The sequence below is a fragment of the Curtobacterium sp. ISL-83 genome, from assembly GCF_018613895.1.
In the GTDB taxonomy this organism is placed as follows: domain Bacteria; phylum Actinomycetota; class Actinomycetes; order Actinomycetales; family Microbacteriaceae; genus Curtobacterium.
Genome location: NZ_JAGGPH010000003.1, coordinates 79,471 through 101,595 on the forward strand (window position 1 = coordinate 79,471; position 22,125 = coordinate 101,595).

22 protein-coding genes are annotated in these 22,125 nt (G+C 70.4%); 10 read left to right on the top strand and 12 right to left on the bottom strand.

What is annotated here, in order from left to right; translation table 11 throughout:
- Positions 1 to 22: 22 nt before the first annotated feature.
- The 5 genes from J7E22_RS01840 to J7E22_RS01860 all read right to left on the bottom strand — a co-directional run bounded on the left by J7E22_RS01840 (position 23) and on the right by J7E22_RS01860 (position 5,192).
- A complete protein-coding gene (locus J7E22_RS01840; RefSeq protein ID WP_214978741.1) occupies positions 23 to 1,123 on the bottom strand; it encodes a Gfo/Idh/MocA family protein in 1,101 nt (366 codons plus the stop codon).
- Between the two features lie 5 nt (positions 1,124 to 1,128).
- Entirely contained in the window at positions 1,129 to 1,941 is an 813-nt protein-coding gene (locus J7E22_RS01845) for a ThuA domain-containing protein (RefSeq protein WP_214978318.1), read from the bottom strand.
- 121 nt (positions 1,942 to 2,062) lie between these two features.
- Complete coding sequence (locus J7E22_RS01850; protein WP_214978321.1) at positions 2,063 to 2,953, bottom strand: carbohydrate ABC transporter permease; 891 nt, start codon at positions 2,951 to 2,953, stop codon at positions 2,063 to 2,065.
- Entirely contained in the window at positions 2,950 to 3,861 is a 912-nt protein-coding gene (locus J7E22_RS01855) for a carbohydrate ABC transporter permease (protein ID WP_374193247.1), read from the bottom strand. The genes J7E22_RS01850 and J7E22_RS01855 overlap by 4 nt, the downstream gene beginning before the upstream one ends.
- 101 nt (positions 3,862 to 3,962) lie before the next feature.
- A complete protein-coding gene (locus tag J7E22_RS01860; protein WP_251008590.1) occupies positions 3,963 to 5,192 on the bottom strand; it encodes a sugar ABC transporter substrate-binding protein in 1,230 nt (409 codons plus the stop codon).
- Positions 5,193 to 5,423: 231 nt separating this feature from the next.
- Here J7E22_RS01860 and J7E22_RS01865 point away from each other — a divergent pair, with 231 nt between their 5' ends.
- Positions 5,424 to 6,458: a LacI family DNA-binding transcriptional regulator gene (locus J7E22_RS01865; RefSeq protein ID WP_214978324.1), complete on the top strand. Its 1,035-nt coding sequence runs from the start codon at positions 5,424 to 5,426 to the stop codon at positions 6,456 to 6,458.
- Positions 6,459 to 6,537: 79 nt separating this feature from the next.
- On the opposite strand, the gene J7E22_RS01870 is transcribed toward J7E22_RS01865, so the two are convergent.
- Complete coding sequence (locus J7E22_RS01870; RefSeq protein WP_214978326.1) at positions 6,538 to 6,693, bottom strand: hypothetical protein; 156 nt, start codon at positions 6,691 to 6,693, stop codon at positions 6,538 to 6,540.
- A gap of 157 nt (positions 6,694 to 6,850) precedes the next feature.
- A complete protein-coding gene (locus tag J7E22_RS01875; protein WP_214978328.1) occupies positions 6,851 to 7,297 on the bottom strand; it encodes a MarR family winged helix-turn-helix transcriptional regulator in 447 nt (148 codons plus the stop codon).
- Positions 7,298 to 7,418: 121 nt separating this feature from the next.
- Between J7E22_RS01875 and J7E22_RS18075 the strand changes: the two genes are divergently transcribed.
- The gene (locus J7E22_RS18075) at positions 7,419 to 8,399 is read left to right on the top strand and encodes a helix-turn-helix domain-containing protein (RefSeq protein WP_214978330.1); all 981 of its coding nucleotides are present in this window, start codon (positions 7,419 to 7,421) and stop codon (positions 8,397 to 8,399) included.
- A gap of 115 nt (positions 8,400 to 8,514) precedes the next feature.
- Here the strand turns inward: J7E22_RS18075 and J7E22_RS01885 are convergent, their stop codons facing one another.
- Positions 8,515 to 9,555, bottom strand: a complete 1,041-nt coding sequence (locus J7E22_RS01885) for a LacI family DNA-binding transcriptional regulator (RefSeq protein WP_214978332.1) — start codon at positions 9,553 to 9,555, stop codon at positions 8,515 to 8,517.
- A 144-nt stretch (positions 9,556 to 9,699) separates the two neighbouring features.
- Here J7E22_RS01885 and J7E22_RS01890 point away from each other — a divergent pair, with 144 nt between their 5' ends.
- The 4 genes from J7E22_RS01890 to J7E22_RS01905 are packed head-to-tail and all read left to right on the top strand — an operon-like array spanning position 9,700 to position 15,432.
- A complete protein-coding gene (locus J7E22_RS01890; RefSeq protein WP_214978334.1) occupies positions 9,700 to 11,001 on the top strand; it encodes an ABC transporter substrate-binding protein in 1,302 nt (433 codons plus the stop codon).
- A gap of 8 nt (positions 11,002 to 11,009) precedes the next feature.
- Positions 11,010 to 12,038 carry a carbohydrate ABC transporter permease gene (locus J7E22_RS01895; RefSeq protein WP_214978336.1) on the top strand — a complete coding sequence of 343 codons (1,029 nt, stop codon included), beginning with the start codon at positions 11,010 to 11,012 and terminating at the stop codon, positions 12,036 to 12,038.
- Positions 12,035 to 12,931, top strand: a complete 897-nt coding sequence (locus tag J7E22_RS01900; protein ID WP_214978338.1) for a carbohydrate ABC transporter permease — start codon at positions 12,035 to 12,037, stop codon at positions 12,929 to 12,931. The genes J7E22_RS01895 and J7E22_RS01900 overlap by 4 nt, the downstream gene beginning before the upstream one ends.
- Positions 12,928 to 15,432 (top strand): glycoside hydrolase family 3 N-terminal domain-containing protein, encoded by a 2,505-nt coding sequence (locus J7E22_RS01905; protein WP_214978340.1) that lies wholly within the window; start codon positions 12,928 to 12,930, stop codon positions 15,430 to 15,432. Before J7E22_RS01900 ends, J7E22_RS01905 begins: the two co-directional genes overlap by 4 nt.
- Before the next feature lie 45 nt (positions 15,433 to 15,477).
- Here J7E22_RS01905 and J7E22_RS01910 read toward each other — a convergent pair whose 3' ends face one another.
- Positions 15,478 to 16,089 (bottom strand): dihydrofolate reductase family protein, encoded by a 612-nt coding sequence (locus J7E22_RS01910; RefSeq protein ID WP_214978342.1) that lies wholly within the window; start codon positions 16,087 to 16,089, stop codon positions 15,478 to 15,480.
- A 91-nt stretch (positions 16,090 to 16,180) separates the two neighbouring features.
- Here J7E22_RS01910 and J7E22_RS01915 point away from each other — a divergent pair, with 91 nt between their 5' ends.
- Positions 16,181 to 17,077: an NmrA family NAD(P)-binding protein gene (locus J7E22_RS01915; RefSeq protein ID WP_214978344.1), complete on the top strand. Its 897-nt coding sequence runs from the start codon at positions 16,181 to 16,183 to the stop codon at positions 17,075 to 17,077.
- Between the two features lie 13 nt (positions 17,078 to 17,090).
- Here the strand turns inward: J7E22_RS01915 and J7E22_RS17825 are convergent, their stop codons facing one another.
- The gene (locus J7E22_RS17825; RefSeq protein WP_214978346.1) at positions 17,091 to 17,609 is read right to left on the bottom strand and encodes a MarR family transcriptional regulator; all 519 of its coding nucleotides are present in this window, start codon (positions 17,607 to 17,609) and stop codon (positions 17,091 to 17,093) included.
- A gap of 243 nt (positions 17,610 to 17,852) precedes the next feature.
- Between J7E22_RS17825 and J7E22_RS01925 the strand changes: the two genes are divergently transcribed.
- From J7E22_RS01925 to J7E22_RS01935, 3 genes are all read left to right on the top strand, one after another.
- Complete coding sequence (locus J7E22_RS01925) at positions 17,853 to 18,506, top strand: hypothetical protein (protein ID WP_214978357.1); 654 nt, start codon at positions 17,853 to 17,855, stop codon at positions 18,504 to 18,506.
- 99 nt (positions 18,507 to 18,605) lie between these two features.
- Positions 18,606 to 19,487 carry a S26 family signal peptidase gene (locus tag J7E22_RS01930; protein ID WP_214978359.1) on the top strand — a complete coding sequence of 294 codons (882 nt, stop codon included), beginning with the start codon at positions 18,606 to 18,608 and terminating at the stop codon, positions 19,485 to 19,487.
- The gene (locus J7E22_RS01935; protein WP_374193245.1) at positions 19,484 to 20,347 is read left to right on the top strand and encodes a LamG domain-containing protein; all 864 of its coding nucleotides are present in this window, start codon (positions 19,484 to 19,486) and stop codon (positions 20,345 to 20,347) included. The genes J7E22_RS01930 and J7E22_RS01935 overlap by 4 nt, the downstream gene beginning before the upstream one ends.
- Before the next feature lie 179 nt (positions 20,348 to 20,526).
- Here the strand turns inward: J7E22_RS01935 and J7E22_RS01940 are convergent, their stop codons facing one another.
- A complete protein-coding gene (locus J7E22_RS01940; protein WP_214978362.1) occupies positions 20,527 to 21,270 on the bottom strand; it encodes an SDR family NAD(P)-dependent oxidoreductase in 744 nt (247 codons plus the stop codon).
- Positions 21,271 to 21,434: 164 nt separating this feature from the next.
- Positions 21,435 to 22,040 carry a TetR/AcrR family transcriptional regulator gene (locus tag J7E22_RS01945; RefSeq protein WP_214978364.1) on the bottom strand — a complete coding sequence of 202 codons (606 nt, stop codon included), beginning with the start codon at positions 22,038 to 22,040 and terminating at the stop codon, positions 21,435 to 21,437.
- Positions 22,041 to 22,125 lie beyond the last annotated feature (85 nt).

Below are 22,125 nucleotides of genomic sequence, written 5' to 3' on the forward strand. Positions count from 1 at the left end.
CGTCAGTCGGGTCGTCGGCCTGTTACCCGGAGACGGGCGCGGCGGCGGGCGCGAGCGCCGCGCGCACCGATGCCCACGCCGCGAGCCGTTCCCGGACCGCGTCGTGCCGCTCGGCGCGGAGCGCCTCGGCGTGAGCCGCTTCGAGGACCTCGTCGATGACGATCCGTCGACCGCTCCGGGCGGAGGCGATCGCCGCCTCCACCATCGTCAGGCTCATCACGTTGCCGTGCACCTCGCCGTCCGGGACCTCACCCGAGCGGACCGCGTGCACGAACGCGGCCAGTGAACCCGCGATCTCGTTGCCGACGCTCGTCGCGTCGGCCGGCGCCCCGGGCACGCCGTCGAGGTCGCTCGACGGGTCGTGGTCGCCGTCCCACAGTGCCGTGCCCGCCGCACCCGAGGCGCGCCAGTCGCCGTTCCACGAGGTCTCCGCACCCGGAGCGCACCACGAGCCGTCGTAGACGTACCGGACGTCGTCCTCGAACGTGAACACGGCGGCAGCGGCGGCGTCTCCGCGGTACCAGGACCACGACGGGTTCCAGGACTCGCAGTACACCGACACCGGATCGCGTTCCAGCACGTAGCGGGCGGAGTCGAACGCGTGGATCGCCATGTCGAGGAGCAGGACGTCGTCCATCGCCTCGCGGAAGCCGCCGAAGTGCGGGGCCTTCGCGAAGCGGGTGTTCAGCCCGCCCAGGGCGCCGAGCCCACGGACGTGCTGCCGGAACGCGACGAGCTGGTCGTTGTAGCGCCGTGACTGGGACACCATGAACAGCTGGCCGGTCGCCTCGGCCGCGGCGGCGAGGGACAGCGCCTCGGCGACGGTCTGCGCGGCGGGCTTCTCACCCAGGACCGGCAGCCCGGCGTGCAGGGCCTCGAGCGTCACCGGGTGGTGCGCGACCGGGACGGTGATGTCGAGCACCGCCTCGGCGCCGGTCTCGCGGGCGAGGGCGGTGAGGTCCCGACCGACCGGGATCGACGCGTCGCCGGCGAGTTCGGCTCCGGCGCGCGCGGCGTCGAGGTCGAGGTCGACGATGCCGACGAGCTCGACGTCCGGGTCGGCGGCGACGGTGCTGAGCCACGCGCGGCCCATCCCGCCCGCGCCGACCTGCACGACGCGCAGGGCGGTCACGCTTGCGCCCCGGCTGCTGCGGGCTCGTCCACGGGTGCGTCGTCGAACGGGCCGCGGTAGTGCTGCCCGTCGAAGTACTCACCCAGCTCGTAGCGGCGGAGCGTCGGGATCTCGCGCTCGCGTTCGGGCCGTGCCCACTCGGTGGCGTTCGCGATCACGCGGCGGACGTCGGGGTGGTGGTAGACGGGGAAGTCCTGGTCACCGGGGGAGAAGTAGAAGATCTTCCCGAAGCCGCGGCGGTACGTCATGCCGCTCCGGAACACCTCGCCGCCGGTGAAGCCCGAGATGAAGACGAGCTCGTCGGGGGTCGGGACGTCGAAGTACTCGCCGTACATCTCCTGTTCCGGGATGACGATGGGGTTCGGGACGCCGCGCGTGATCGGGTGCTGGGGGTTCACGGTCCAGACGAGTTCCTGGTCGTGCTCGCTCCGCCAGCGCAGCGTGCACGTCGTGCCCATGAGCTTGCCGAAGATCTTCGACCAGTGGCCGGAGTGCAGCACGATGAGGCCCATGCCGGAGAGCACGTGCTTGTGCACGCGGTCCACGACGGCGTCGTCGACGTCCTGGTGCGCCGCGTGGCCCCACCACGTCAGGACGTCCGTCTCGGCGAGGACCTCGTCGGTCAGCCCGTGCTCGGGGTCCTGCATCGTGACGGTGCGGACGACGGCGTCCGGCAGGTGTTCGCGGATGCCCGCGGCGATCGCGCCGTGCATGCCCTCGGGGTAGCGCTCGGCGACGTGCTGCTCGACCTGCTCGTGGACGTTCTCGCCCCAGACGGTGATGCGCAAGCGGGTGGTGGTGTCGCTCATGTCGTTGGTTCTTCTTCCCTGTTCGGGGTGGTTCCTGGTGTGATCGGTTCGTTCGGCGCCGTCCTGCGGCGGGTCCGGCGCGGCCTCCGGCGCGGTGGGTCCGGCGCGCTCTCGAGCGCGGTCACTTCACCGCTCCGCCGAGGGCGCCCGCCGAGATGTACCGCTGGGCGAAGATCAGGAGCACGGCCGCCGGGAGGGACGCCAGGACCGACGTCGCCATCACCGGACCCCAGTCGGTCACGTTCGACCCGATGTAGTTGTAGATGCCGAGGGTGATGGGCCGGACCGCGGTCGTCGACGTCAGGGTGAGCGCGATGAGGAAGTCGCCCCACGCCCCGAGGAACGTGAACAGCGCCGCCGTGACGATGGCGTTCCGGCTGATCGGGACGACGATCGACACGAACGCCCGGAAGTCGCTCGCCCCGTCGACCAGGGCGGCCTCGACCAGGCTCGGCGGGATCGACTCCATGAACGCCCGCATGAGCAGGATCGCGAAGGGGACCTGGACGGCGCTGTCCGCCAGGATCAGCCCGATGTAGCTGTTGAGCAGTCCGACGGAGTTGAACAACGTGTACAGGGCGTTCGCGATGACGATCGCCGGGATCATCTGCGTGATGAGCAGCACGAGCAGGAAGACCCGCGTGCCGCGCATCCGGAACCGGGCGAGTCCGTACGCGGCCGGTGTCGCGACGAGCAGGGTGAGCACGACGGTCCCCAGCCCGATGATCATGCTCGAGACGAAGTTCTGCCCCTGTTGCTCGAACGCCGCCTGGTACCCGGCGAAGGTCGGGCTGAACGGGAACCACGTCGCCGTGGCCGCGCCCGAGGTCGCCTGCAGGCTCGTGTTCACCATCCAGTAGACGGGGAACACCATGATCGCCAGGAACACGATGCCGAGGATCGTCAGCGGGATGCCCTTGACGCTGCCGCGCGGCCGGGGGGCCTTCGTGCTCCGCCGGGTCGTGATCGCGCGGGTGGCGGTGACGGTCTGGTTCGCGAGTCCGACGCTCATTCGTCGACCGCCTTCCTGGAGATCGCGATGTACACCATCGCGAAGACGAACGAGACGACGATGAGCACGTTGCTCACCGCGGCTCCGATGCCGAACTGGAAGTTGATGAAGGACTGGTGGTACGCGTTGGTCGCCAGGGTCTGCGTCGAGTTCGCCGGTCCTCCGCCGGTGAGCCCGAGGATGATGTCGACGACCTTCAGGGTGTAGACGACCCCGAGCACGATCACGACGCTGACCACCGACCGGATGCTCGGCCAGGTGATGTACCGGAAGGCCTTGAACCCGGTGGCGCCGTCGAGCGAGGCGGCCTCGTACAGCTCCGGCGGCACGGACTGCAGGCCGCTGTAGAGGATGGTCGTGTTGAACGGGATGCCGAGCCACACGTTGACGCCGATCACGGCGATCAGGGCCAGGCTCGGGCTGACCAGCCACGGCACCGGGGCGATGCCCACGACACCGAGCAGCTGGTTCAGCGCGCCGCTGTCCTGGTCGAGCAGCCACTTCCACACCGCGCTCGAGGCGATGAGCGGCAGGAGCCACGGCAGGAGCAGCAGCCCGCGCAGGAACCCCGAGAGCGGGAAGTGCCGCCGGAAGAACAGCGCGAGGGCGAGGCCGATGACGAACTGCAGGATGATCGACCCGGCGGTGAACAGCGCCGTGTTCACGACGCTCGTCGCGAAGACCGAGCTCTGGAACACCGAGATGTAGTTGCCGAGCCCGACCCAGGGGGCCTCACCCGTGAAGAACGTCTTGGTCGTGTAGTCCTGGAAGGACATCACGATGTTCTTCGCCACGGGGTAGCCGAAGAACAGGGCCACGAACACCGCGGCCGGGACGACGAACAACCACCTGGTGGCCGCGGCCCGTCGCCGGGCCCGGCGTTGGCCGGGTCGTGGTGGTGGGGTCACGGGCAGGGACGTCCGTGGCCGGGTCTGTGTTGAGGCGCTCACGCCGGTTCCTCTCCTTCACCGCCGGGGGGAGCCGGCCGGACGGCCGGCTCCCGGTGTTGCTACTGGCTCTGCGACTGCGCCTGCTTGAGCGCTGCCTCCGGGTCGGCCTTGCCGGTGAGGGCGAGCTGCACGGCGGTGTAGATCTTCGTGGCGGCCTTGGGCCAGTCGGGTCCGAGCTCCCCGGTCCGGGCACGGGCCGTCTGCACGGTCGTGACGAACGAGGCGACCTGCGGGTGGCTCTTCGCCCAGGTGGCGCCGGCGTCGATGTTCGTCGGCACGTTGCCCGTGACCCCGGCGATGACGTTCTGCATCTTCACGGTGTTGAGGCACCCGACGAACTTGCCGGCGAGCTGCATGGTGTCCTTGTTGCCCGTCTGCGGGACGGTGAACGCCTCGCCGCCGAGCGGTGCGACGGTCGCGCCGCCGGTCCGGGTCGGGATCGGGACGCTGTCGAACTCCAGGCCCTTGGCGGCGTTCAGCAGGGGGAGCTGCCACGGGCCGTTGATCATCATGGCTGCCTTGCCGGCGATGAACTGGCTGTTCACGTCCGCCTGCGCCCAGTTGATCGAGCTCTTCGACAACGAGCCGTCGCTCTGCAGCTTCTCGACGAACTGGAGTGCCTGCGCGGCCTCCGCCGTGGCGATGTTCTTCTCGTCGCCACCGTTCGACCAGAACATCGGCAGGAACTGCCACGTGCCCTCGTAGGTGTTGATGTTGCTCATCGCGAACCCGTAGGTCTTCCCGCTGGTGAGCTTCTTCGCGGCGGCCTGGAGTTCGTCCCACGTCTTCGGCGGCTGGACGCCGGCGGCCGCGAGCATCTTCTTGTTGTAGTAGAGCGCGATCGAGTTCGTGACCGGCTGCAGCCCGTAGAGCGCGCCCTTGTAGGTGTTGGCGGCCTTGACGCCGGGGACGTCACCGTTCGCGTTCAGCCCGTAGGTCGACAGGTCGGACAGTGCTCCGGACGAGGCGATCTGCTGGACGTCGGGGTTGTCGAGCATCAGCACGTCCGGCAGCGTCTTCGAGGAGGCCTGCTGCAGCACCTTGGCGATGAGTCCGGCGCCGGCGACGTGGTTGATGGTGACCTTCGCACCGACCGTCTTCGCGCACTGCTGGTACACGGGGTTGTAGCTGGCGGCGTAGTAGTCCTCGATCGTGAGGGTCTTCCCGCCGGAGGCCGCCGACCCGGAACCGGAGCACCCGGTCAGGACGAGCGGGATCGCGGCGACCATCGCGACGGCGCCGACGAGGGCGCGCAGCCTGCGCGCCGGGGAGGGGAATCTAGGCTTCATTGCGTAGCTCTTCTCTTGACGGGTGCATGGTCAGGCACGCATCGACGAAGCCGCGGACGTCATCGTCGCTGTGTTCCTTGGGGCGAGAAGCTAACAGAAAAGCGCTTCACCTGTAAAGCGCTTTTCTCCATATGGGTGGAAGCTATGGTGGAGAGAGCTCGGCGGACCCGACCGCGCGGCAGCACGCGTGCCGCCCGAGCGCGACCCACCACCACCCGAGCAAGGAACGACATGGCCACGATGCAGCAGGTCGCCGACCGGGCCGGCGTCTCGATCGCCACCGTGTCCTTCGTGGTGAACGGCACCAAGTACGTGACGCCGGCGACCACGGCCCGGGTCACCGCCGCGATGCGGGAGCTGAAGTTCCGCAACAACGTCGTCGCGCGGGCGCTCGCGAGCCGCCGCACCCGGATCATCGCCCTGCTCTTCCCGACGACCGGCAACCGCTTCAGCCCGACGACGTCGGACTTCTTCATGAGCGCGGCCGAACGCGCGTCGGAGCGCGGTTACCACCTGGTGCTCTGGCCGGTCGACCCGGCGGGGGACGACCTCGACGACCTCGTGTCCGGCGGCCTCGTCGACGGCGTGATCCTGATGGAGGTCCGGATGGACGACCCGCGGGTCGCCAAGCTCACCGACCTCGACGTCCCGTTCACCCTGATCGGCCGGACGCGGGACAGCAGCGGCCTGCCGTACGTCGACATCGACTTCGAGACGACGATCGAGGACAGCCTCGACCACCTGGAGGACCTCGGGCACCGTCGGTTCGGGTTCGTCCTCGAGAACCTCGACGACACCCCGATGGCGGGCTACGCGCCGCACCTCCGCGCGCAGAGCACCTTCGAGCGCGCGATGGTCGACCGCGGGCTCGAGGGCGCGGTCGTCTACGCCGGCCCGGGGAGCGAGGGAGGGCGGGAGGCCGCGCGCGAGCTGCTCGAGGTCGCGCCGGACGTCTCCGCGGTGCTCATCATGAAGGACGACTCGTCCGCGGGGCTGCTGGTGGGCCTGTACGCGGCCGGACGACGGATCCCGGAGGACGTCTCCGTGCTGAGCATCGCGTCATCCGGTGCGGCGGGGGACCAGCACTACCCACGGCTGTCCACCATGGTGGCCCCGGGTCGCGAACTCGGCACCCGCGCGGCCGACGCGCTCATCGACCAGCTCGACGGCACGAGCGTCGAACTCCCGCACTTCCTGCTGCCCTGCGTGCTGCGCTCCGCCGAGTCCACGGCCGAGGCTCCCACCGAACCGCACCGCGGCCCGTGACGGACGGGAGGCCCGCGGCGGGGTCGCCACGAGCCTCCAGTCCGTCATCCGGCCGCGTCGAGCGACCGCGGTCACGTGATCAGTGGCGCCGCGGGTCCCGCGCGGTGTCGGTGAAGAAGTCCTCGTAGAGTCCGGTGCCGTCCTGCAGCTCACCGAACTTCCACTGCTTGCGCATCCGACGGAACGTCTCGATGCGCACCGGGTCGATGCCCGGTTGCGATTCGTACTGGCCCATGGGTTCCTCCCCGTGCTCCGGCCCCCGATCGGGGGTGTTCGGGGTCGACGCTACGGACGGGACGGGTCGGCGTCCGGCAAGATAGGTAGGGAAGTTACCTAACTGCGCTTGTTGGACAAACCGCCGGAGGGTGCGCCCGCCCGCCCGTAGCCTGCCGTCAGGAGTTGGGGGCGCCGTAGTCGAGGGCCGCGATGACGCGGTCGATGACACGGACGTACTTCACTCGTTCGCGCTCGGAGAAGGAGGACAACAGCTCGTGCAGATGCTCGGTGGTGCTGTCCATCGCGGCGGCGTAGTCGCGGCGGGTGTCCTCGCTCAGCTCGATGAAGCGGCTGCGTCCGTCGTCGGGGTTCGGGACGCGACAGAGGTGTCCGGCTCGCTCCAGGCGGTCGACGGTCCCGGTCACGGCCGGTCCGCTCAGTCCGAGGTGCGTCGCGAGGTCCTTCACCCGGACCTGGCGTTCGGTGGCCTCGGCCCGCGCCACGAACTGCAGCACGGTGAGGTCCGCGCCCGTGACACCGAGGCGGTCGCGCAGACGGTGTCGGAGCGCGCTCATGGCCGTCTCCAGGCGGGTCAGCGCCGCGGTCAGGTCGATCTCGCTCATTCGGTCGCCCCCTCGGTGCGCCTCGACTCGGGCAAACCCTACGCTGCCGTCATCCCTCAACCGTATCCACATAACGAACGGGTGTTCGTCATCCGGACAACCGGGCGGAAGGCCGCGTCCCGTGGCTGAGACGATCCCGTTCCCCGCCCAAGCCGACGATGTCGAGCCGGTCCGCTTCGAGTACGCCGGCGCCGACCCGGACGGTGCGGTCCGTGACCTCGGCGGGGTGTACGACGGTCGCCACCTCCTGGCGCGTCGGACCGCTGCCGAGTTCGGGTACCGGTACACGGCCATCGGCGACACCGACCTGACGATCCGGCGCTCCCAGATGCACGGGTTGATGCGTGGGGTGGTGCCGCCGAGCGACGACCACGTCGTGACGTGGATGACCGACGGTTCGGGGGACTTCGACGTCGACGGGATCCGCGTCGACCTGCCGGTCGACGAGCCGATGCTCGTGCCGGCCGGCTGCGAGGTCGTCTTCGCCGTGACCGATTCCGACCAGCGCTTCGTCCACCTGGACCGGGACTTCGTGCAGCGCATCGCGGCCGTCCGGTTCGCGCTCGACGACCGACCCCTGCGCTTCGACCCGCGCCGCGCGCCCGTGCCCGAGGCGCTCCGGCCGTGGCAGGGAGCCCTGGCCGCCCTGACCCGCGCGCTGCGGTCGGCCGGCCCCGAGTCCGCCGAGTGGGACGCTGCCAAGACGGCTGCCGTGCAGGTGTTCCTCGACATGTTCCCGCCGCAGCTCGACCGGCTGCCGGCCGTGCTCGGGCTGGCGAAGAACGCTCGTCTCCGCGCGGCGGTCGAGCACGTGCACGCGCACGCTGCCGAGGACGTCACCGTCGCGGAGCTGTCCGCGGTCGCCGGGCTGAGCGTCCGGTCGGTGCAGGAGTCGTTCCGGCGGGTCTTCGACGTCTCGCCGCTGACCTACCTGCGACAGGTCCGGTTGGACCGGGTCCGCGACGAGCTCCTCATGCTCGACCCGTCCGCCGGGGCCGTCGGCGACGTCGCCCGACGGTGGGGCTTCGCGCACCTCGGTCGGTTCTCGGCGGCGTACCACGAGCGGTTCGGGGAGTACCCGAAGCAGACGCTGCGGCGCTGACGGGCTGGTCGGGCCGGCCACGAGTCGGACGGGAGGCTCGGAACGCCGCCGTCACGCGCCTCCCGGCGATCCATGGCCGAGCCGTGGCCGGGCCGGGGTCGGCCCGGTGGCGCCCTCAGCGCCGGGTGTCGGTGGGCACCACGGCCGTGCTCTGCCGCACGCGGAGCGTCGTGGCGAGCCGCACGTGGGCCGACGTCGGCTCCCCGCGCAGCATGGTCAGGAGCATCGCGACGGCCCGGCCGCCGAGCTCGGTGAGCGGCTGCGCCACCGTGGTGAGCGGCGGCGTGGTCATCGAGGCCTGCGGGACGTCGTCGAAGCCGACGACGGACAAGTCCTCCGGGACGCGGAGGCCGAGTTCGGCCGCGGCACGGAGCACACCGACCGCCGAGGAGTCGTTCGCCGCGAAGACCGCGGTGGGGCGGTCCGGTTCGGCGAGGAGTGTGCGGGCGACCTCGGCGGACTGGTCCTCCTGGTAGCCACCGGCACGGACCAGGCGCTCGTCGACCGTGATGCCGGCGTCACGCAGGGCCTGTCGGTACCCGGCCTCGCGGAGTTGGGCGGACGCCAGGTCGGCACGACCGTGCACGTGCGCGATCCGGGTGTGCCCGAGGGCCAACAGGTGCTCGACCGCGCTGCGGGCCCCGCCCTCGTTGTCGGCGTCGACGGTGGCGTGTCCCTCCGGACCGGTGTGCGGGTCGATGGCGACGACCGGGATCGACGAGCTCGAGAGCGCGGTGGTCGGGGTGACGACGATCGCGCCGTCGATGAGCGTGCCCGAGAGCCGGGAGAGCGACCGGCGTTCCCAGCCCGGTTGGTCCGCGCCGGTGACCAGGCCGGCGTAGGCGAGCAGCTCGTAGCCGGTGCCGGAGGCCGCGCGGGAGATGCCGCGGAGGAGCTCGGTCGAGAACGGCTCGAACTCCGGCACGAGGATGCCGACGACCCCCGTCCGTGAACTCCGCAGGCTCCTGGCGACCAGGGAGGTCTCGTAGCCGAGTTCGTCCACGACCTGCTGCACGCGGAGCATGGTGGCCGCCGCGACACCGTCACGGTTGTTGATCACCTTCGACACCGTCGGGATCGAGACACCGGCGGCGCGTGCGACATCGGCGATCGTCACCCGCCCCACGCTGGGCTGTGATCCGAAGGCCGTCTCCATGTGCACACCGTACCGCTGGCGCGCGCTCCATCACGAATAGAAAACGTTATCGATATCGATTGACAAGCCCCCGGTCCGCCTGGCACGCTCTCCGCAGCGGCAGTCGATGTCGCTGAGTCAACGACGACACCGAGGAGTTCCACGATGACGAGGAAGATCCGCGCCGCGACAGCCATCGCGCTGATCGGGGCAACCGCGCTGCTGGCCACCGGCTGTTCCGCCGGCGGCAACGGCGCATCAGGAGACGGCAACGGCAAGGTCTCGATGACCTTCTGGCACAACTCCACCACCGGTCCCGGCAAGGCGTTCTGGGAGACGACGGTCAAGGACTTCGAGAAGCAGCACCCGAACGTCACGATCAAGATCCAGGCGATCCAGAACGAGGACCTCGACGGCAAGCTGCAGACCGCCCTGAACTCCGGTTCGGCGCCCGACGTGTTCCTGCAGCGCGGCGGCGGCAAGATGAGCGCGATGGCGAAGGCCGGGCAGCTCATGGACATCAGCGGCTCGATCGGGAAGACCGCGAAGTCCGAGATCAGCGACGGCACCTTCAAGGGCTACCAGCTGGACGGCAAGACCTACGCGATGCCCGTCGACGTCAACCCCGAGGGCATCTGGTACAGCCAGGACCTCTTCAAGCAGGCCGGCATCCAGGGCACGCCCACCACCATGGACGAGCTCAACGCCGACATCGCCAAGCTGAAGGCCGCGAACATCCAGCCCGTCGCCGTCGGCGCGAAGGACGCCTGGCCCGCCGCGCACTGGTACTACAACTTCGCCCTGCGCGACTGCAGCGAGTCGACCCTGAACCAGGCCGCGAAGACGCTGAAGTTCACGAACAGCTGCTGGAAGCAGGCCGGGCAGGACACGAAGACGTTCTTCGACACGAAGCCCTTCAACGACGGCTACCTGACCACTGCCGCACAGCAGGGCGCAGGCAGCTCGGCCGGCCTCATCGCCAACCACAAGGCCGCCATGGAGCTCATGGGTGCGTGGGACCCGGGCGTGATCTCGTCCCTGACCCCGAACGCCAAGCAGCTGCCCGACCTCGGCTTCTTCCCGTTCCCGTCGGTCTCCGGCGGCAAGGGTGACAGCGCCTCCATGATGGGCGCCGTCGACGGCTACTCCTGCTCGGCCAAGGCCCCGCAGAAGGAGTGCACGGAGTTCCTGAACTACATGACCGAGCAGCCCGTGCAGGAGGCCTACTACAAGGCCTTCGACGCGATCCCGGCCAACAAGTCCGCGCAGACCGTCGTGACCGAGCCGTACCTGAAGACCGTCCTCGCGGCGTACAACAAGGCACCGTTCGTCTCGAACTACCTGGACACCGTGTACGGGCAGAACGTCGGCAACGCGCTCAACACCAGCGTCGTCAACCTGCTCGCCGGCAAGGGTTCGGTCTCGGACATCGTGAGCACCGTCAACCAGGCCGCGGCCAAGGGGTAGCGGAACCGATGGCCACCTCCCTCGCTCCCCGTCCGCCCCGCTCGGGCGCGCGGACCGAGTCGGGGACCAGCACGACCGGGGCCGGCGACACCACGTCGCCGGCCCCGGTCCGCCGGTCCCGGACCCGCCGCATCGACGCCCGCGGTCGCGTCGAGATCGCGCTGCTGGCCGGACCGGCGACGATCATGTTCGTCGCGTTCGTCATCCTGCCCGTGATCCTGGCCGCGTACTACGGCTTCTACAAGTGGCAGGGCTACGGTCCGCCGACCGACTTCGTCGGGCTGGGCAACTACAAGATCATCTTCACCGACCCCGACTTCCGCGGCGTGCTCTGGCACAACGGCATCATCGTCGTCGGGTCGCTCCTGGTGCAGGGCCCGATCGCGATCATCCTCGCCCTGCTCCTCAACCAGCGGATCCGCGGCCGTGGCCTGATCCGCGTGCTCATCTTCCTGCCGTACGTCATCTCCGAGGTGATCGTCGGCACCGGGTGGAGCCTGATGCTGCAGGGCAACGGTGCGGTCAACGACCTGCTCCGCACCGTCGGTCTCGGTGGCCTCCGCACCGACTGGCTGTCGAACCCCGACATCGCGATCTGGACCCTGCTCGGGATCATCTCGTGGAAGTACATCGGCTTCGCGGTCATCCTGTTCCTCGCCGGCCTGCAGAGCATCCCGGACGAGCTCTTCGAGGCGGCGCAGCTCGACGGTGCCAGCTACTGGCAGATCCAGCGACGGATCACCCTGCCGCTCCTCGGCCCGACCGTCCGCATCTGGGTGTTCCTGTCGATCATCGGCTCGCTGCAGCTGTTCGACCTCGTCTACATCATCTGGGGCCAGTACATCGCCTCGACCGCTGGCACCTCGACCATGGCGACGTACATGGTCGCCAACGGCCGGAACTCGGGCAACTACGGGTACGGCAACGCCGTCGCCGTCGTGATCTTCGTGCTCTCGCTCACGATCGCCCTGGTCTACCAACGCTTCGTCCTGCGCCGTGACACCGCCGGGGCCCTCACCGAGAAGAGCAGCCGATGACCGCCACCAGCGTCCGGGCCGCCGCACGCCAGCGTCCCCCGTCGCGCCGCCGCCCCGCCGACGACGCTCCCTCAACCCGGCCGCAGCGGAACCTCGGCACCTACTTCATCGCGCTCGTCTTCATCGCGGTGTGCGTGGCCCCGGTCGCCTACATCGTGATCGGCGGGTTCCGCACGAACTCGCAGATCACGTCGAGCCCGGCCGGGTTCCCGTCGCCGTGGGACTTCGGCAACTACGCCGCGGTGCTCAGCAGCGGCGTGTTCTGGCAGGAGCTCGGCAACTCCGCGATCGCCGCCGTCACCACCACGATCGGCGTCGTGGTCCTCGGCCTGATGGTGAGCTTCGTGCTCGCCCGGTACGAGTTCCGCGGCCGCGGTGCGCTCTACAGCCTGTTCGCCGCCGGTCTGATGTTCCCCATCACCGTCGCGATCACGCCGCTGTACCTCCTGGTGAAGGACCTCGGCCTGACGAACACCCTGGCCGGGGTGATCCTGCCGCAGATCGCCTTCGCGCTGCCGACGACCGTGATCATCCTGGTGCCGTTCCTCCGCGCGATCCCCGAGGAGCTCGAGGAGGCCGCGTCGATCGACGGCGCGAGCAAGCTCGGCTTCTTCTTCCGGATGGTCGTGCCGCTGTCGCTGCCGGGCGTGGTCACCACGGGCATCCTCGCCTTCATCGGCAGCTGGAACAGCTACATCCTGCCGCTGTTCATCCTGAACGACGCGGGGAGCTACACGCTGCCGCTCGGGGTGCAGGCGTTCTCGTCGCAGTACTCGGTGGACACCGCCCGGGTGCTGGCGTTCACGTCGCTGTCGATGATCCCGGCGCTGATCTTCTTCGCCGTCTTCCAGAAGCGCATCGTCGGAGGTCTCACCGGGGCGGTCAAGGGATGACCACCACGCACGCGACCACCGGCGCGACCGCCAGCACCACCACGAACACGACCGGTCCGGACGCGACCACCGGCACGACCGCCACCGGCCTGCCGGACGCGGCCACGGGCCTCCCGTCCGACCGCGTCACCGCCCTGCTGGCGGAGATGACCCTCGAGGAGAAGACCGCGCAACTGGTCGGCTACTGGCTCGACCAGAACGGCGTCGTCGCCCCGATGCAGGGCGAGATGGCCGCGGCCCAGGACGGCGCGAGCCTGACCGAGATCACCCGCGACGGCATCGGCCAGTTCACCCGCGTCTACGGCACCCGCCCCGTCGAACCCGACGAGCGCGCCGCCTGGCTCTGGGGGGAGCAGCGTCGCCTCAAACGGGAGACGCGGCTCGGGATCCCGGCGCTCGTGCACGAGGAGTGCCTGACCGGGCTCGCCGCGTGGAAGGCCGCGACGTTCCCGACCCCGCTCGCGTGGGGTGCGGCCTTCGACCCGGAACTCGTCGAACAGGTCGGAGCGGTCATCGGCCGCTCGATGCGGGAACTCGGCGTGCACCAGGGCCTCGCACCCGTGCTCGACGTCATCCGCGACCCCCGCTGGGGTCGGGTCGACGAGTGCATCGGCGAGGACCCGTACCTCGTCGGCACGATCGGCACCGCGTACGTCCGCGGCCTGCAGAGCGCGGGCGTCGACGCGACGCTCAAGCACTTCCTCGGCTACTCGGCATCGGCTGCCGGACGCAACCACGCGCCCGTGCACGCCGGGTCCCGCGAACTGGCGGACGTCTTCCTGCCGCCGTTCGAGATGGCGCTGCTCGACGGCGGTGCCCGCTCGGTGATGAACTCGTACGCCGAGATCGACGGGGTGCCCGTCGCCGCGAACGCCGCGCTCCTGACCGACCTGCTGCGCGACCGACTCGGCTTCGACGGCACCGTCGTCGCCGACTACTTCTCGATCGCGTTCCTCGAGGTGATGCACGGCTCAGCCGCGGACCGGGGCGAGGCCGCCGCCATGGCGCTCGAGGCCGGGATCGACGTCGAACTGCCGACCGGGGACGCGTACCTGGCGCCCCTCGTCGAGCGCGTGCGCGACGGCTCCGTGCCCGAAGCGCTGGTCGACCGCGCCGTGCTCCGGGTGCTGCGGCAGAAGGAGCGGCTCGGGCTGCTCGACCCCGACGTGTTCGAGGACGAGCCGCCGACCGACGTCGACCTGGACTCCCCGGAGCACCAGGACCTGGCACGTCGGCTCGCGGCACGATCGCTCGTGCTGCTGGCGAACGACGGGGTGCTGCCGCTGGCGGGAGCACAGCAGGACGACGCAGCGCCTGCGTCGGCGTCCGTCGCCGCCCGCCCGCGCGTCGCCGTGATCGGCCCGAACGCCGACCGCGCCGAGGCCCTGCAGGGCTGCTACTCCTTCGCGAACCACGTGCTCGCCACGCACCCCGACCTCCCGCTCGGCTTCGCGATCCCCACGGTCCGCGAAGCGCTCGAGCCCCTGACCGACGTCCGCTACGCCCCCGGCTGCACGGTCACCGGTGACGACCGCTCGGGCTTCGACGCCGCCGTCCGTGCCGCCACCGCCTCCGACGTCGCCGTGGTCGTCGTCGGGGACCAGGCCGGGCTCTTCGGGCGCGGCACCGTCGGCGAGGGCAACGACTCGGAGTCCCTCGACCTGCCCGGCGTCCAGCGGGAGCTCGTCGAGGCGGTCGTCGCGACCGGCACCCCGACCGTGCTCGTGCTGCTGACCGGGCGCCCGTACGCGATCGGGTGGGCGCTCGACGGCGACCAGCCGCGGCCCGCAGCGGTCGTGCAGGCGTTCTTCCCGGGTGAGGGCGGCGGCCTCGCGATCGCCGACCTGCTCACCGGACGTGCCGACCCGTCGGGACGCCTGCCCGTCTCGATGCCGCGGTCGGCCGGTGCGCAGCCGTACTCGTACCTGCACCCGCGACTCGGCGGTCCGTCCGACGTCACCGCGACGGACTCCACGCCCGTCCGGCCGTTCGGCTTCGGGCTCACCTACACGACGTTCGAGCACGCCGACCTCGTCGTCGACGAGTCCGTGACGACCGACGGCACGTTCGAGGCGTCCGTGACGGTCCGCAACACCGGGACCCGCGCGGGCGAGGACGTCGTGCAGCTCTACGGACACGACGTCCACGCGTCCGTCACGCGGCCGGTCGTGCAGCTGCTCGGCTACGCGCGGGTGGCGCTCGCCGCGGGGGAGTCGGTCCGCGTGCGGTTCCGCGTCCCCGTCCAGCGCTTCGCCTTCACCGACCGCGCGATGCGCAAGGTCGTCGAACCGGGGGACGTGCAGGTGTGGGTCGCGTCCCACGCGGGGGCGTCACGGCCTGGAGGCGCGGTCGACTCCGGTGGGATCGTCGCGTCCGGCGACGGTCCGGCCCGGCACCCCGTTCCCGGGTCGGCGACGGAGCGGGCGACGCTCCGCGTCACCGGAGCCGTTCACGAGGTCGGGATCGCCGACCCGCGGCTCGTGACCTGGTCGGCGGAGTGACCCGAAGCCGGTGAGCTCGGCTCCGCCGCCGCGCCCGTTCGCGGACTACGCGCGGGGGCGGCGGCGGTAGCGGACGTGGGTGGCGAGCGGGGAGTGGAGCACCTCGACCGGCTCGAAGTCGAACGACTGCGAACCGTCGAAGATCCGCTCCCCGCTGCCGAGCAGGACCGGCACGATGTCGAGCGTGAGCTCGTCGATCACGTCCGCGGCCAACGCCTGCCGGACGGTGGAGGCGCCTCCAGCGATGTCCACACCGTTGCCGTCGGCGACCTCGAGCGCCTGCGCGTACGCGGCGTCGAAGCCGTCGGTGACGAAGTGGAACGTCGTCCCGCCCTCCATCACGATCGGGTCGCGCGCATGGTGCGTGAGGACGAAGACCGGTGCGTGGTACGGCGGCTCGGCGCCCCACCAGCCGTCCCAGGCGTCGTCCCACTCACCGCGGATGGGTCCGAACATGTTCCGGCCCATCACGTAGGCGCCGCGCGGGCGCATCAACCACGCGGCCGCGGCCTCGTCGTCGGCGGTGGCGCCGGGTGCGCCCATGTGCCAGCCGTGCAGCTCACCGCCGCGCTTGCCGAGCGGGTGCTCGCTGCTCTGGTCGGGCCCGGCGACGAATCCGTCGAGCGAGATCGACATGTGGCAGGTGGTGTCGGACATCGGCGTCTCCTCGGGGTGGACGGGTTCGGGGTACACGCGGTGGTGCGGCAGCCGCCAGCCTAGGCCCGACGCCTCGCGTAGCGTCGACGCCATGACCACCACCGTCCTCGTCGCCGGCGCCACCGGTGATCTCGGCGGGCGCATCGTCCGCTCGCTCCTCGAGCACGACGTCCGCGTCCGTGTCCTCACCCGACCCGAGAACACGTCGGCCGACGGGCTGTTCTCCGATGACCGGGTCGAGATCGTCCGCGCCGCGTACACCGACCCCGCTGGCCTCCGCACGGCGCTCGACGGCGTCGAGGTCGTCGTCTCAGCGGTCAGCGGCACGCGGTCCGTGATCGTCGACGCGCAGCGGGCCCTGTTGGCAGCTGCCGTCGCCGCGGGCGTCCCGCGGTTCGTCCCGTCGGACTACTCCGCTGACTACCGCTCGATCACCCCGGGCACGAACCGCAACTTCGAGCTGCGCCGCGAGTTCGCCGCGGACGTCGACGCGGCGCCGATCCGGGGGACCAGTGTCCTGAACGGCGCGTTCACCGACATGCTCACCGGGCAGGCGCCGCTCATCCTGTTCGACCGCCGGAGGGTCCTGTTCTGGTCCTCGGCGGACCAGGTGCTGGACTTCACGACGAAGGACGACGTCGCGAGGACGACCGCCCGGGTCGCCCTCGACTCGGGTGCACCCCGGGTCGTGGAGGTCGCTGGTGACCGGGTCACCGCGAGGAGCGTCGCCGCGACGATGTCCCGGCTGACGGGCACCCGGTTCGGGCTGCAGTGGGCGGGGACCGCCGGCACGCTCTCCGCCATGGCGAAGGTCGGGCGACGCCTGGGTCGGGACGACGACGAGCCGTTCCCGGCGTGGCAGGGGATGCAGTACTTCGTGAGCATGTTCAGCGGCGAGGCGGAACTCCGCCACGTCGACAACGACCGCTACGGGCAGGAGTCCTGGACGAGCGTGCGAGACGTGCTCGCTGCGCACCTGGGCGCGTGACGGTGCGAACGCGCTAGGCCCGCACCGTGCCGGGACCGGGCTCGTCCGCGTCAGCCTCGGCATCGTCCGGGTGGGCCAGGACGGTCACGGCCTCGTCGAGCAGGGCGTTCGCCAGGTCGTCCAGCACGGCCGCCAGGTCCTGTCCGTGTGCGTCGCTGACGGCCAGGAGGAGCGTGGAGAGTCGGCCGCGAGCGTCGTCCACCACGCGGGTGCCGGCCGGGGTGAGCCGGATCAGTGAACCGCGGCGGTCTGCCGGGTTCGGTCGGCGCTCGACGAGCCCGGAGGCCGTGAGCCGGTCGACCATGTTCGTGACGGCTCCGGAGGTCAGGCCGAGGAAGCCGGCGAGCTCGGTGGGGGTCGAGTACCCGGTGTCGCTGATGAGCATGAGCGCCCGGAAGCCGGTCTCGTGCACGCCCGCCCGCGCGCTGAGCTGTGCGACGAGGCTCGCGTGCGCCCGCGTGACGGCGTCGAACGACACGAGGAGTCCGTCGGCGGCAGCGTCGCCGAGGTGAGGATCGCGCTCTTCCGGCACCGTGCCTCCCGTCCGTCCTGCGGCAGCCCCTGCCGCTCGCTCGTGGTGAGTGGCATCGCCGCGTGCTCACGGTACCGGGCGTCCGGGCTCTGACGGGTGCCCCACGGCGGGGGTGCGGCCGTGTCCCCCTCTCTGGGGACCTCGGGGGACTGGCGAAGTGCGTGAAGGACTGGCTATCTTGATGATCAAGCAATTCGGTACTCGAAATTGCAGATCGTCTTCCTACGAACAACGAGGTATCCCGTGTCGAACCAGCACCGCATCTCCCCGCTGAAGCGTCTCCGCTTCGCCCCCGTGGCGCTCCTCGCGGGCATCTTCGCCGCCGTCCTGCTCTCCCTGTCGCTGACCGGCACCCTCTCCGGGTTCGCCGCGAGCATCACCAACAGCAGCAACTCCGCCGGCAGCGGCACCCTGATCATGCAGGAGCAGAACGCCGGCGCGACCGTCACCTGCAACAGCACGGACAACGGTTCGGTCTCCACGAACTCCGCCACCTGCGCGACCATCAACAAGTTCGGCGGCAGCACGACGATGACGCCGGGCAACACGGTGAACACCGCGATCTCGATCAAGAACACCGGCACCGCGACCGCCTCCACCTTCACGCTCGCTCCGGGCACGACCTGCACCCAGTCGGCCAACGGCACGGCGAACGGCACCGCGACCGACCTGTGCGCCAAGATGAACCTCGTGATCACCTCCGGTGCGACGACCGTCTTCTCCGGCACGCTCGCCAGCTTCGCCGCTGCACCGGCCTCGGCCTTCACGATGCCCACCGCCCCGGCCGCCGGCGCCTCCGTCCCCTTCAACTTCGCGGTGACGCTCAACTCCAGCGCCGGCAACACCTACCAGGGCCTCGCCGCTTCGGTGCCGATGACCTGGACCTTCACCGCCTGATCCACCCCGCTCGTCCCACCCCCGGGCGGCGCTTCGACCAGCACCACGTCGAAGCGTCGCCCACCCCCGTGACCGACCCGGACACCTCGGAAGCAGATCATGAGCCAGACCACCGCCGTCCCGCTGAGCGGGATCCTTCCCCGCCCGGTGCTGCGCGGCCGGTCCGTCACACGCTCCGAGACCGTCCTCGCCTGGTCCGTCGCCGCCGTCGCGGCCGTCCTGCTGGCCGCAGCAGTGTTGTTCCTCACCGCCGGCGGCAAGATGTTCGTCGTCGAGACCCCGTCGATGGGCGAAGCGGCCCCCGTCGGGACCCTGGTGCTCGACCTGCCGGTCGACGCGGCCTCGCTGCATGTCGGGGACATCGTCTCCTACCGGGTGCCGGCCAACCCCGACGTCACGTACACCCACCGCGTCATCGCCGTCGGACCCACCGGCATCCACACCCGCGGTGACGTCAACGGCGCGGTCGACCCGTGGACGCTGACCCAGGAGAACCTGGTGGGCAGCCCGGTCCTGATGGTCCCGCACATCGGGTGGCTGTTCCGCGCCGCACCGATCCTGCTCGTCGGCACGCTCCTGATCCTCGTGCTGACCAGCCCCTTCGCCGATCGCGTCACCCGCGGGTCACTCCGCATCGCCGGAGGCGCCCTCACCGCCGCGTACGCCGCCTTCGTGCTCAAGCCGTTCGTGGCCGTCACGACCATCACGAACACCGCCACCCCGCACCAGGTGCACGCGACCGTGATCTCCTCGGGCATGTTCCCCGTGCGCATCGACGCCCACGGCGGCAGCAGCGTGCACCTGGTCAGCGGCCAGGTGGGTCGGGTCACGATCGACCAGCTCTCGGCGAACGGGCACTACGACCTCACCTCCTCGATCGACCTCGACCCGGCCGGCTGGGCGCTCCTGATCGGCATCTGCCTGATCCCGCTCGTGCTGTGCCTGGCGATCGGTCGGGTGCACCCGGTTCGGGCATCATGAAGCCCGTGAGGTTCGAACGGCTCCGCGACGGCAAGGTCATCGCGCTGCTGCTCGTCGTCGCACTCGCCGTCGTCGTGCTCCTGGCCCAGTTCGCGCCGACCCGGTCCGCGTTCAACGCGAAGCTCACCGACAACGGCGACTCCGCCGGAACCGCCCAGTACTTCACCTGCTCCGCAGCCGTCGGGGCGGACATCGGCTCCGCAGTGTTCGCCTACCGCCTCGGGGAGGCCTCGAACGCGACGAACGCGACCGACCAGTCCGCCAACCGTGCGAACGGCACCTACCAGGGCACCATGACCGCGTCGACGCCGTCGCCGAACGCCTGCCCCCGCGACGCCGGGACCTCGTACCTGCTGAACGGTTCGACGAGCTTCGTGGCCACGCCGACCGCCGTCACGAACCCCACCACCTTCAGCGAGGAGGTCTGGTTCCGCACCACCGTCGCCGGCGGCATGCTCATCGGCTTCGGCAGCAACCAGACCGCCTCCTCCGGCCAGCACGACCGGCAGATCTACATCAACACGAGCGGCCAGCTCGTCTTCGGCGCCTACAGCGGCACCACCCAGGTCGTCACCTCACCCAAGGCCTACAACGACGGCGCATGGCACCACGTGGTGTCGACGATGTCCGCGAGCACCGGCATGCGGCTGTACGCCGACGGGGCGCTCGTGGCGTCGAACGCGACCTACACCGCGCCCGAGAACGCCACCGGGTACTGGCGCATCGGGTACGACACGATCAGCGGGTGGCCCGGGGCGCCGAGCAACTACTACTTCACGGGATCGATGCGGTACGCGGCGGTGTACAGCACGGTGCTGACGGCGGCGCAGGTCAGCGCGCACGCGACCGCGGGGCGGTGACCGTCCGGCAGTGACGGTGCGATCGCTGTCTGCCGCGGTGCTCGGTCAGCCTGGAGGCGCGGCTTCCGTCCGGCAGGCTGCTGACGTGATCCATCGGCGCGTGCCGCCTGCAGTCCTGCGGGTGCTCACGGCCGAGAAGAGGAGCCGCGACGCGCCTCCAGCGGGCGCGACCGACGGGCTCAGCTCGGGAGCGCGCTTCGTCGTCCGCCGTTCGCGGACACGACCGCGCCGTTGACGTAGCTGCTGCGCGACTGGACGAGGAACAGCACGACCTCGGCGATCTCGGCCGGGTCGCCGATGCGGCCTCGGGCGGTCGTCTTGTCCAACGCATCACCGGCGGCCGCGAGCATCGATTCCGTTCCGAGCGTGCGGACCGGGCCGGACGCGACGGCGTTCACACGGATGCCGTGAGCGCCGAACTCCGTGGCCCAGTAGTGCGTGAAGACGTCGAGGGCGGCCTTCGATGCCCCGTACACCGCCCCGACCGACGAGGAGGTCGTCGCCGCCCCCGAGCTGATGTTCACGATGGCGCCGTGGTCCTGCTCGATCATGTGCGGGACGAGGGCTGCGACCAGCTGGAAGGGTGCGCGAGCGTTGATGGCGAAGTGCCGGTCGACGCTGTCGACCGTGGTGCCGAGGGTGGAGGCGAGTTCGAAGATGCCAGCGTTGTTGACGAGGATGTCGACCGCGCCCGCCTCGCGCGCCAAGCGCTCGACGTCCCGAGCATCCGCGAGGTCCGCAGCCACGAAGCGCGCCGAGCCTCCGTTGCCGGTGATCGACGCGACCAGCTCCGCTCCCCGCTCGGGGTTGCGCCCGTGCACGATGACGGTGGCACCGTGCTGCGCGAGCAGCTCTGCCACCGCTCGGCCGATGCCTGATGTTGCTCCGGTGACGAGGGCTGTCTGCCCGGTGAGATCCGACACGGTTGCTCCTTCTGGGTTGATTGTCCCAATCGTTGCACAGTTTTTGGGACGCTCGACCCATTTTCGCGAGCGGATGGGATCCGGGGAGCGCAGTGAGCGATCGTGCTCCGGTTCTGGATGGATGGACGAGCCGCGAGCACGGGACCGGTTCGGCCGCCGGGCAGTCAGTGTTGCTGCTCGCCCGCGAACGACTCGAGGTAGGCGAGGGCGGCGTTCATCGACGCTCGCATGGGCGTCGCCGTCTGCATCGTCTGCCCGAGGAGGGTGCCCCCCTGGAGCGCGGTGAGCAGCACCAGGGACAGTTCCTCGACATCAGCATCCGGGCGGAGGGCGCCCCGGTCGCGCATGGCTCCGATGCCGTCGCGGAGCAGCGACTGCAGACGCACGAACGCAGCGCAGAGCTCCTCGCGCGTCTGCTCGTCTCCAGGGCTCGCAGATCCTGCCAGCATGGCCAGCGTGCAGGCGCCGTAACCGCTGCCGTGATCCAGGTTCTCGACCGCGGCATCAGCCCACGCTCGGAGCGCATCCATGCTGTCGAGCGCCCGCAGCATCGGGTGTCCAGCCGCCATCTCCGACTCGGACTGGTGGTTGATGACGGCCCGCACGAGCGCCTGCTTGCTGCCGAAGTAATGGGACAGCTGCGATCCGCTGACGCCCGCGGCCTTGCGGACGTCATCGGAGCTGGTACCAGCCACGCCGAACCGACCGATGAGTGTCGCGGCGGTCTCGATGATGTGTGCCTTGGTGGCCTGGCCCTTGCTGGTGATCACGCCTCGAGACTAAGCCAGTTGGGACGAGCCACCCACTTGTCGAACTGCTGGTGCACGTCGCCGAACGGCCCCTCGGGAGGTGCCG

Coding starts and splice junctions, on each gene's coding strand:
- J7E22_RS01845 (WP_214978318.1), bottom strand. CDS start 1,941: ATGAGCGACACCACCACCCGCTTGCGCATCACCGTCTGGGGCGAGAAC.
- J7E22_RS01850 (WP_214978321.1), bottom strand. CDS start 2,953: ATGAGCGTCGGACTCGCGAACCAGACCGTCACCGCCACCCGCGCGATC.
- J7E22_RS01860 (WP_251008590.1), bottom strand. CDS start 5,192: ATGAAGCCTAGATTCCCCTCCCCGGCGCGCAGGCTGCGCGCCCTCGTC.
- J7E22_RS01865 (WP_214978324.1), top strand. CDS start 5,424: ATGGCCACGATGCAGCAGGTCGCCGACCGGGCCGGCGTCTCGATCGCC.
- J7E22_RS01870 (WP_214978326.1), bottom strand. CDS start 6,693: ATGGGCCAGTACGAATCGCAACCGGGCATCGACCCGGTGCGCATCGAG.
- J7E22_RS01875 (WP_214978328.1), bottom strand. CDS start 7,297: ATGAGCGAGATCGACCTGACCGCGGCGCTGACCCGCCTGGAGACGGCC.
- J7E22_RS01885 (WP_214978332.1), bottom strand. CDS start 9,555: ATGGAGACGGCCTTCGGATCACAGCCCAGCGTGGGGCGGGTGACGATC.
- J7E22_RS01890 (WP_214978334.1), top strand. CDS start 9,700: ATGACGAGGAAGATCCGCGCCGCGACAGCCATCGCGCTGATCGGGGCA.
- J7E22_RS01895 (WP_214978336.1), top strand. CDS start 11,010: ATGGCCACCTCCCTCGCTCCCCGTCCGCCCCGCTCGGGCGCGCGGACC.
- J7E22_RS01900 (WP_214978338.1), top strand. CDS start 12,035: ATGACCGCCACCAGCGTCCGGGCCGCCGCACGCCAGCGTCCCCCGTCG.
- J7E22_RS01905 (WP_214978340.1), top strand. CDS start 12,928: ATGACCACCACGCACGCGACCACCGGCGCGACCGCCAGCACCACCACG.
- J7E22_RS01910 (WP_214978342.1), bottom strand. CDS start 16,089: ATGTCCGACACCACCTGCCACATGTCGATCTCGCTCGACGGATTCGTC.
- J7E22_RS01915 (WP_214978344.1), top strand. CDS start 16,181: ATGACCACCACCGTCCTCGTCGCCGGCGCCACCGGTGATCTCGGCGGG.
- J7E22_RS01930 (WP_214978359.1), top strand. CDS start 18,606: ATGAGCCAGACCACCGCCGTCCCGCTGAGCGGGATCCTTCCCCGCCCG.
- J7E22_RS01935 (WP_374193245.1), top strand. CDS start 19,484: ATGAAGCCCGTGAGGTTCGAACGGCTCCGCGACGGCAAGGTCATCGCG.